Consider the following 8,703-nt stretch of genomic DNA (forward strand, 5'->3'; position numbering starts at 1 on the left):
GCCTCGGCTTGGCCGGGCGCGGCCGGAGCCTCCGGCCCGGGCGACGGCCGGTCGGCCTCGGCGGGCGGCAGGGGCAACACCTGCCTCTTATACACAACCGTCGCCGCCGACCACTCCCTACGCTCTTTTTGCGTTCGGCTTCAGTATCTGGTTGAACGGCGTCGCGTCGTAACCCAGCTTGGTAAGTTGGATTAAGCACTCCGTGGACAGATTTGTCATTGTGAGCATTTTCATCCCGAAGTTGCGGCTCATTCTGATTCTGAACAGCTTCTTGGGAAGTAGCGACAGCTTGGTTTTTAGTGAGTTGTTCCATTTTTTTTCTCCTAGTCCTTTAGCAGCAAGGTCCTTATCGTACGTAGTCGTCGGCAGCGTCAGCTGTGTATAAGAGACGGGCTCCTGGGAGCACCACCCCAACGACCCCGCGCACGGCACGCACCACTCCTGGGAGGTGTGGAACCGCCAGGACTACGCCGAGTACCGCGCCTCGGTGCCGCGCTTCGTCGCGGAGTTCGGCTGGCAGGCCCCGCCCGCGACGGCGACGCTGCGCCGGGCACTGCCCGGTGAGCACCTCGCGCCCGACTCCCCGGGCATGCTGCACCACCAGAAGGCCGAGGACGGCAACGGCAAGCTGACCCGCGGCATCGCCCGCCACTTCGCCCTCCCCGAGGACGACTTCGACCGCTGGCACTACCTCGCCCAGGTGGTGCAGGCGCGGGCCGTGGCCGCCGGCATCGAGCACTGGCGGGCCCACTGGCCGCGCTGCGCCGGCACGGTGGTCTGGCAGATCAACGACTGCTGGCCGGTCAGCTCCTGGGCCGCCATCGACGGCGACGGCCGGCTCAAGCCGCTCTACCACGAGCTGCGCCGCGTCTACGCGGACCGGCTGGTGACCCTCCAGCCCGGCACCGAGGGGCCCCGCCTCGCCGTGGTCAACCAGTCCGCGGACCCCTGGCACACCCGCGTGGCCCTGCGGCGGCTGCGGGCGGACGGCTCCGCCGTGGAGGAATCGGTGCGCGAGGTGAGCGTCGCACCGCGTTCCGTGACCCGGCTCGCGGTGCCGCGGGCCCTGGTGCCGGACGCGTCCTCGGCGAAGGAGTTCCTGGTCGCCGACGCCCGGCCGGACGCCGACGCCCGGTCCGACGCCGACGTGCCGGCGGGCTCCGGCGCACGGCCCGGGACCGGTTCCGGCGGGGAGACCTTGCGGAGCCTGTACTTCCCCGTCCCGGACAAGCACTTCGCCTACCCCGCGCCCCGCTACGACGTCACCGTCCGGGACCCGGCCGGCGACGGCTCCGGCACGGGCGCCGGCGGGGGTAGTGTCGAGGTCGTGGTGACAGCACACACCCTGGTTCGAGATCTCCTGCTGCAGCCCGACCGGCTGGGTCCGGACGCCGTCTGCGACACCGGGCTGCGCACCCTGCTGCCCGGTGAGAGCGTCCGCGTCCGGGTCGACGGCCTCACCGCCGCCGAGCGCGCCGGTCTCGACGCCGACGCGGTCCGCGCGGCCCTGTTCTGCGTGGAACCGGTGTGAGCGCCCCCACCGAACGCGTCACCATCAAGGACGTCGCGGCCGCCGCCGGCGTCTCCAAGGGCGCGGTGTCACTGGCGTTCAACCACAAGCCGGGCGTCTCCGAGGCCACACGGGAACGCATCTTCGCCGTCGCACGGCAACTGGGCTGGGCGCCGAACTCCTCGGCGCGCAGCCTGTCCCGGCAGTCGGTCGACACCATCGGCCTGGCCATCTGCCGGCCCGCCCGGCTGCTGGGACTCGAGCCGTTCTACATGGAGTTCATCTCCGGTATCGAGAGCGTGCTCGCCGAGCGGCACTGCTCCCTGCTGCTGCGCCTGGTCAGCAGCCTGGAGGAGGAGATCGTGCTGCAGGAGACCTGGTGGCGCGAGCGCCAGGTCGGCGGCTCGATCCTGGTGGACTTCCACCGCGACGATCCGCGTCTGGCCCCGATCAGGACGCTCGGGCTGCCGGCCGTCGCGGTGGGCCATCCGAGCCTCACCGGCGGCCTGCCCTCGCTGTGGACCGACGACGCCACGGCGACGGCCGAGGCCGTGCGCTATCTGGCGGCGCTGGGCCACCGCCGGATCGCCCGCGTCGGCGGACCGGCGGACCTCGGGCACAGCGCGATCCGCTGGACCGCCTTCCGGGAGACGATGGCGGGCCTCGGCCTGGACGGCTCCCTGCACGCGGAGACCGGTTTCTCCGGTGAGGAGGGCGCCCGCGCGACGCGGTCGCTGCTGCTGTCGGCGGACCGGCCCACCGCGATCGTCTACGACAACGACCTGATGGCGGTCGCGGGACTGGGCGTGGCCGCGGAGATGGGCATCTCCGTGCCCGACGAGCTGTCGCTGCTGGCCTGGGACGACTCCCAGCTGTGCCGGCTGACCCATCCGACGCTGTCCGCGATGAGCCATGACGTGCACGGGTTCGGCGCCCAGGTGGCGCGGGTGCTGTTCGACGTCATCGCCGGCCAGGACGTCGCCTCCCGTCCGGTGGCCACGCCCTCGCTCGTGCCCCGCGCCTCCACCGCGCCGCCTCGCGCGTAGCGGGGCGGCGGCCGGCGGAAGCGGCGGGGCGTCGAGGAAGTGGCGGCGTCGGCTCGCGGGGGCGGCGTGTCGGTCCGTCAGGAGACGGAGCAGGCACGTCCGTTGAGGGGGAACGCGGGGGGCACGCCGTTGCCTCCGCCGGACGAGCCGTTGAGGCCGAAGCTCACCGAGCCGCCCGCGGGGATGGTCCTCGTCCAGGACTCGTGGGTGACGCGGACCGCGCTGCCGCTCTGGGCGGCCCTGGCGTTCCAGACGGAGTTGATCGTCTGCGCGCCGGGGAAGGAGAAGGCGAGTTCCCAGCCGTCCACGGCCTGCGCGGAGGTGTTGTGGATGGTGACGTCGGCGTTGAAGGAGCTGCCCCAGTCGCTGAGCCGGTAGGTGACCGAGCAGGCCCCGGCGGTGTCGCTCCGGCCGGTGGTGACGGTCACGGTGGCCGAGCGCGCCGAGCGGTTGCCGGCGGCGTCGCGGGCGCGGCCGGCGAAGGGGTAGGCGGTGTTCGCGGCCAGGCCCGTCACGGTGGTGCCGGTCGTGGTGGCGGTGGCGACGGTGGTCTCGCCGGCACCGTCGACGCGGGCGACGTCGTAGCCGGTCACGCCGGTGTCGTCGGTGGCGGCCGGCCAGTCGAGGCGCACGCTGTCCGCGGTCACCCGGGAGGCGGTGGGGGCGCCCGGTGCCGTGGGCGGCGTGGTGTCCGCGCCGTTCCCGCCGCCGTCACCGTCGTCGGAGAAGACGCTCGCCTCCTTGGCGGTGGCCCTGATGCCGTCGGCGCCGTCGAAGAGGCGCCGGCCCCAGGCGGTCATGCTGTTCGCGTCGAAGTTCTGCACCAGGTCCAGGTACTCGACGCCGCCGCCGTTGCCGCTCCAGGACCAGCCGAGGTACCCGATGCCCAGCGCGTGGGCGTCGGCCATGATGGCGTCCTCGTCGGGGTCGCCGTCGGAGTGCATGTCGCCGAACTCGCCGATGACGACGGGCAGGTGGGCGCTGACGAAGTGGTCGAGATAGTCGCGGACCTCGGCGGCGGTGTCGTACACGCCGTACATGTGGATGTCGAAGACGGTGTTGCGCTCGGGGTCGGCGGCGAAGACCCCGGCGGCGTTGTCGCGCATGGTGAACGACCAGTCCTGGCCCCAGTTGGGGGCGTCGACCAGCAGCGTGTGGTCGATGCCCGCGTCGCGCAGCCGGCCGATGGCCGACTCGGTGTCGGCGGTCCAGGCGCTGTAGCCGGTATTGCCGAACGGCTCGTTGCCGATGTCCACCATGACGTACTTCTCCTGGCCCGCCAGTGCGCTCTTGACGCTCAGCCAGTAGTCCACGGCCTTCGACAGCGACACGGCGGCGCCCGACTCGCCGTAACCGGTGGTGTCGTGGGCCTCCAGGATGCAGACGAGGCGGTTCTGCTTGCACTGGCTGACGACGTTCGCGACGTCCGCGGTGTCGTTCTTCGCCCCCTGGTCGCCGGTGGCGAGGACGACGCGGGCCGCGTTGGCGCCCTTGGCCTTGATGTCCTTCAGCGCCTGCGCGGTGCGGCTCGGGTACCAGGCGTGCGCGTGGTTGACACCGCGCAGCACGAAGTCCGCGCCGTTCGCGTCCAGCAGTCGGCCGTCGCGGACGTGGAACCCGGTGGCCTCGGCGGCGGCCTCGGCGCGCGGGGCCCCGGCGCGTGGGGTCCCGGCGCCCGGGGCGGCGGCGTGTGCGGGGGCGGTGGTGGTGAGCAGGGCGGCGCACGCGGTGATGAGGGTGGCCGCGGCCAGTCTCGTTCTCATGGCAGTTCTCCCGGCTCGATGGACGGCGCGCCGCATGTCATATGCATGACAGGCAGACACGCGCCGTGGTGGTCGTGTGAGTGGTGCGACGACGAGGGCGTGCCCGCTCGGAGGGCGCCCGCTCGGGGTGGTGGCGCGGCGGTCAGGACCCAAACCGGTTAAGTCCGGCCGACGGGGTCGGTCGTACGGACTCGCTTTCGCGTCGCTCCTTCATGGCGCCCGCATACTGTGCCCGTAGCGCGACAGTGCTGTCCAGGCGTGCGGACACGTTTAGTCCGAGTTTAGAAACGGCCCCGTCGCTTTGGGGGAAACCGGCTCCCATAAACCGGTCTAGTGCAGCCCTGGGTCCATGGGTGTCACCGGTGTCCCGTCCTGTGGCGCGGCGGCCCGGGGAGGCGGTGGCCGCCGCGTCGCCCGCCGTGTCGCTGTTGGGCCGAACAGGTGACATCGCGTAAGAATTGGCTGATGCAGGCGATGAGTGCGAGTCAGGTGGGGGGAGCCGGTGAACAGCCACGACGTCACCGATGAACAGTGGGAGGGGCTCGCCCAGGTCGTCCCGCTCAGGGGCCGCGACGCCTGGCCGTCCGCGGTGGACCACCGCGTGCTGCCGGACGCCGAGACGGAGACGCGGCGCCGCTTCGTCGTCCTGAGGGTGAACGTCTTCGCCGACGCCCGGGAGGTCGCCGAGACGCTGATGTCCGGCGCCCCGGTGCTGCTGGACCTCACCGGCGCGGAGACCGAGGTCGCCAAGCGGGTGCTGGACTTCAGCACCGGCGTCGTCTTCGGGCTGGCCAGCGGCATGCACCGGGTCGACCGGAACGTGTTCCTGCTCACGCCGCCGGGCACCGAGGTCAGCGGGCTGATGGAGGAGGCGGCGGTTCCCGGGGCGTGACCCGGGCAGGGGCACGCCGGGCGCGTCCCCCGATCGGAGGAAGGGTGTCCGGGCAAAACGGTTCGGCCGCAGGGCCGCCCCCTACCGTCCGGGGCATGCCCGTCTCCTCGCAGCCGGCCGCCGGCCCGGCCCCGGTGTCGCAGTCGTCCGCGTCCGCGGCCGCCGCGGTGTCCCCGCCCGTGCCTTCGGCGCCCTCGGCGCCCAACTCGCCCGGGGCGCCCTCCTCGCCCCTGTCGCCCGCGCCCCCGCCTTCGTCGCCCTCGTCTTCGCCGTCCAGGCCTTCGCCGACCTCGCCGTCGTCCCCGTCCGCCGGGCAGCCGTCGGCCGTCCCGGAGGACGGCGGGCGGCGGCCCGTTCGTCCGTGCCTGACCGAGCTGCGGCTGTCCGCGTTCGCCGGGCACCGCGGGGTCCGGGTGCCGCTCGGGCCGCTGACGCTGCTGGCCGGGCCGAGCGGGTCCGGCAAGAGCGGTGCGCTGCGGGCCTACGAGGCGCTCGCGCGGCTCGCGAGCGGCGCCGAGCTGGGCGAGGTGTTCCCGGACCCGCTCGCCTGCGTGCCCGAGGACGCCCGGCCGGACGGCCGGCGCCGCCGCGGCTTCCGCATCGGCTGCACCGCGGACGGGCCCGAGGGGCCGGTCCGGCTGGACGTCGCCGTGCAGGCCGAACCCGCGCTGCGGATCGCGGGGGAGAGGCTGAGCGCGGGCGGAAGGGCGCTGCTGGAGACGGCGCTGCGCGATCCGCGGCGTCCGGCGGTCCAGGCCGCCTGGTACACGGCCGGCCCCGCGGCCGTGACCCGGGCGGCGCTGCCCGACGACCGGCTCGGCACCGCGCTGCTGCCGCTGCGGGTGTCCGGCAGCACGGACGGGCAGCGGCAGGTCGTGGCCGCCGCCGAGCAGATGCTGGTCGCCCTGCGGTCGGTGTTCGCCTGCGCGCCGCTGCCCGCCCGGATGCGCGTGCCCGCGCCCCTCGGCGCCGGCCGGCTGCTGCGCGGCTGCGACAACCTCGCCGCCGTCCTCGCCCGCACGCGCACCGAGTGCGGGCGGCGGCACGCCCTGTTCGTGGAGGCGGTGCGGGCCGGGTGCGCCGGGCCGGTGGCCGACGTCCTGACCGAGCCGGTCGCGGGCGGCCGGGTGCGGGCGGTGCTGGTGCGCGGGGACGGCAGGCGCACCGGGTTCGAGCGGCTGGGGGACGGGGAACTGCGGTACTCGGCGCTGGCGCTGGTGCTGCTGACCGGGCCGGGCGTGCTGGAGGTGGACCCGGTGGGAGAGGTGCCGGCGGCCCTGCAGACGCTGACGGTGCTCGCCGACGGCCTCGACCTGGGGCTGGATTCCCGGCAGCGCGCCGGGCTGCTGCGACTGGCGGAGCGGATGTGCGAGCGGGGACACATCCGCCTCGCGGCGGCGGTGAGCGACGCCTCCTGGGCGCGTGAGGCGGGGGCGGCGCGAGTGGTAGACCTGGTGCCGTGACCGACTCCGAAGACCACCCGGACCTCGCCGGACTGCAGCGGCGGCTGGCCGAGTTCGCCGCCGCGCGGGACTGGCAGCCGTACCACACCCCGAAGAACCTGGTCGCCGCGCTCAGCGTCGAGGCGTCCGAACTGGTGGAGATCTTCCAGTGGTTGACTCCCGAGGAGTCGGCGCGGGTGATGGCCGACCCGGACACCGCGCACCGGGTGCGCGACGAGATCGCGGACGTCCTGGCGTACCTGCTGCAGCTGTGCGAGGTGCTCGGCGTGGACCCGCTGGCGGCGCTGGCCGCCAAGATCGAGCGGAACGAGCACAGGTTCCCGTTCCCGGGCGAGCCCGAGGCGCCCGAAGGGAATTGAGCACTCCGTTATCACTCTGCGCAATCGTTCGACCGGCCGCTACCGATTTGTTGTCCACAGATTTCGGTCTTCCTCTGGCTTTTCGTCTCACGGGCCTTCACTCTGGGTAGTGAACAAGGGAGTTCGGGCAGACGTGCGAAGAGCGCGTGGGGAGATACGGGGGCAGCGCATGGACGCGGTGCGGCTCATCCAGGCGAGCAGACGTGCCCTGGCGGACAGCGGCGAAGCCCCCGGAATCCTGGCGGAGGCATGGCAGGCGCAGGCCCTGGCGCAGGCGATCGGCAGCCGGCTCGCGGTCTCCGGGCCGCCCGAGCTGCGCGGCGAGGCCCTCGGACTGACGGAGCTGGCGGGCCGGGGCTGCGGCGTGCTGGACACGCCGGACCTCGACCCCGGGGGATTACGGGCCGCACAGCTGACCGAGCTGACCGACGCGCGCCGCGCGCTGCTGTGCCTGGGCGGGCTGCTCGGCGAGGTCGGCATCGCGCTGGTCGGCGTCGCCAGCTCGGCCGCCGACGAGCGCACGTACTGGCAGTGCATGGAGGCGATCGACGCGGCCGACGAGTCCAGGGACCGGGTCCGCGAGATGCTGCGCAAACTGGCGGCCCGGGAGGCGGCGGCCCTGCCGGAGCGGGAGGCCGGCTGAGCCGCCCGGCCCGTCGCCCGCCCGCGTCCGGTTCCGGGGTGCCGTCCGGCAGGATGGGGGCATGGATCTTCGCATCTTCACCGAGCCCCAGCAGGGGGCGAGCTACGAGACCCTGCTCACCGTGGCCAAGGCCACCGAGGACCTGGGCTTCGACGCCTTCTTCCGCAGCGACCACTACCTGCGCATGGGCGACGTGCACGGCCTGCCCGGCCCCACCGACGCCTGGATCACCCTCGCCGGACTCGCCCGCGAGACCAAGCGCATCCGGCTGGGCACGCTGATGACCGCCGCCACCTTCCGGCTGCCCGGCGTGCTCGCCATCCAGGTCGCCCAGGTCGACCAGATGTCCGGCGGCCGGGTCGAGCTGGGCCTGGGCGCGGGCTGGTACGAGGAGGAGCACCAGGCGTACGGCATCCCGTTCCCGAAGGAGAAGTTCGCCCGCCTGGAGGAGCAGCTGGCCATCGTCACCGGCCTGTGGGCGACCGAGGTCGGCAAGACCTTCGACTTCCGCGGCACCCACTACCAGCTGACCGACTCGCCCGCGCTGCCCAAGCCGGCCCAGGCCAAGGTGCCGGTGCTCATCGGCGGGCACGGCGCGACCCGCACGCCCAGGCTGGCCGCCCAGTACGCCGACGAGTTCAACATGCCCTTCGCCTCCGTCGAGGACAGCGAGCGGCAGTTCGGCCGGGTGCGGGCCGCCGCCGAGCAGGCCGGCCGCGCCGCCGGCGACCTGACGTACTCCAACGCCCTCGTCGTCTGCGTCGGCCGCGACGACGCGGAGGTCGCCCGCCGGGCCGCCGCCATCGGCCGCGAGGTGGACGAGCTGAAGGCCAACGGCCTGGCCGGCTCCCCGGCCGAGGTCGTCGACAAGATCGGCCGTTACGCCGAGATCGGCTCCCAGCGGATCTACCTGCAGGTCCTGGACCTGTCCGACCTGGACCACCTGGAGCTGATCTCCTCCCAGGTCCAGTCGCAGCTGGCGTAGTCGCAGAGGTCGCAGGGGGCCCGTCCCCGCCGCCGCCAGGCG

At 73.4% G+C, this 8,703-nt stretch carries 7 protein-coding genes; 6 read left to right on the forward strand and 1 reads right to left on the reverse strand.

Features of this window, described 5'->3' with window-relative positions:
• Positions 1 to 1,527 precede the first annotated feature (1,527 nt).
• Positions 1,528 to 2,556, forward strand: coding sequence for a LacI family DNA-binding transcriptional regulator (locus GV126_RS31085; RefSeq protein WP_159672860.1), 1,029 nt, complete (start codon positions 1,528 to 1,530; stop codon positions 2,554 to 2,556).
• 77 nt (positions 2,557 to 2,633) lie between these two features.
• Here GV126_RS31085 and GV126_RS31090 read toward each other — a convergent pair whose 3' ends face one another.
• A complete protein-coding gene (locus GV126_RS31090; protein WP_159672861.1) occupies positions 2,634 to 4,319 on the reverse strand; it encodes a cellulase family glycosylhydrolase in 1,686 nt (561 codons plus the stop codon).
• A gap of 502 nt (positions 4,320 to 4,821) precedes the next feature.
• Here GV126_RS31090 and GV126_RS31095 point away from each other — a divergent pair.
• From GV126_RS31095 to GV126_RS31115, 5 genes are all read left to right on the forward strand, one after another.
• Complete coding sequence (locus GV126_RS31095; RefSeq protein ID WP_028424295.1) at positions 4,822 to 5,211, forward strand: cell division protein SepF; 390 nt, start codon at positions 4,822 to 4,824, stop codon at positions 5,209 to 5,211.
• A gap of 230 nt (positions 5,212 to 5,441) precedes the next feature.
• Entirely contained in the window at positions 5,442 to 6,674 is a 1,233-nt protein-coding gene (locus GV126_RS31100) for an AAA family ATPase (RefSeq protein WP_159674310.1), read from the forward strand.
• Entirely contained in the window at positions 6,671 to 7,033 is a 363-nt protein-coding gene (locus tag GV126_RS31105) for a nucleotide pyrophosphohydrolase (protein WP_159672865.1), read from the forward strand. The genes GV126_RS31100 and GV126_RS31105 overlap by 4 nt, the downstream gene beginning before the upstream one ends.
• 169 nt (positions 7,034 to 7,202) lie before the next feature.
• Entirely contained in the window at positions 7,203 to 7,676 is a 474-nt protein-coding gene (locus GV126_RS31110) for a DUF6099 family protein (RefSeq protein WP_159674312.1), read from the forward strand.
• 61 nt (positions 7,677 to 7,737) lie between these two features.
• A complete protein-coding gene (locus GV126_RS31115; protein WP_159672867.1) occupies positions 7,738 to 8,661 on the forward strand; it encodes an LLM class F420-dependent oxidoreductase in 924 nt (307 codons plus the stop codon).
• Positions 8,662 to 8,703 lie beyond the last annotated feature (42 nt).

This window comes from Streptomyces mexicanus (assembly GCF_902506575.1).
Lineage (GTDB): Bacteria > Actinomycetota > Actinomycetes > Streptomycetales > Streptomycetaceae > Streptomyces > Streptomyces mexicanus.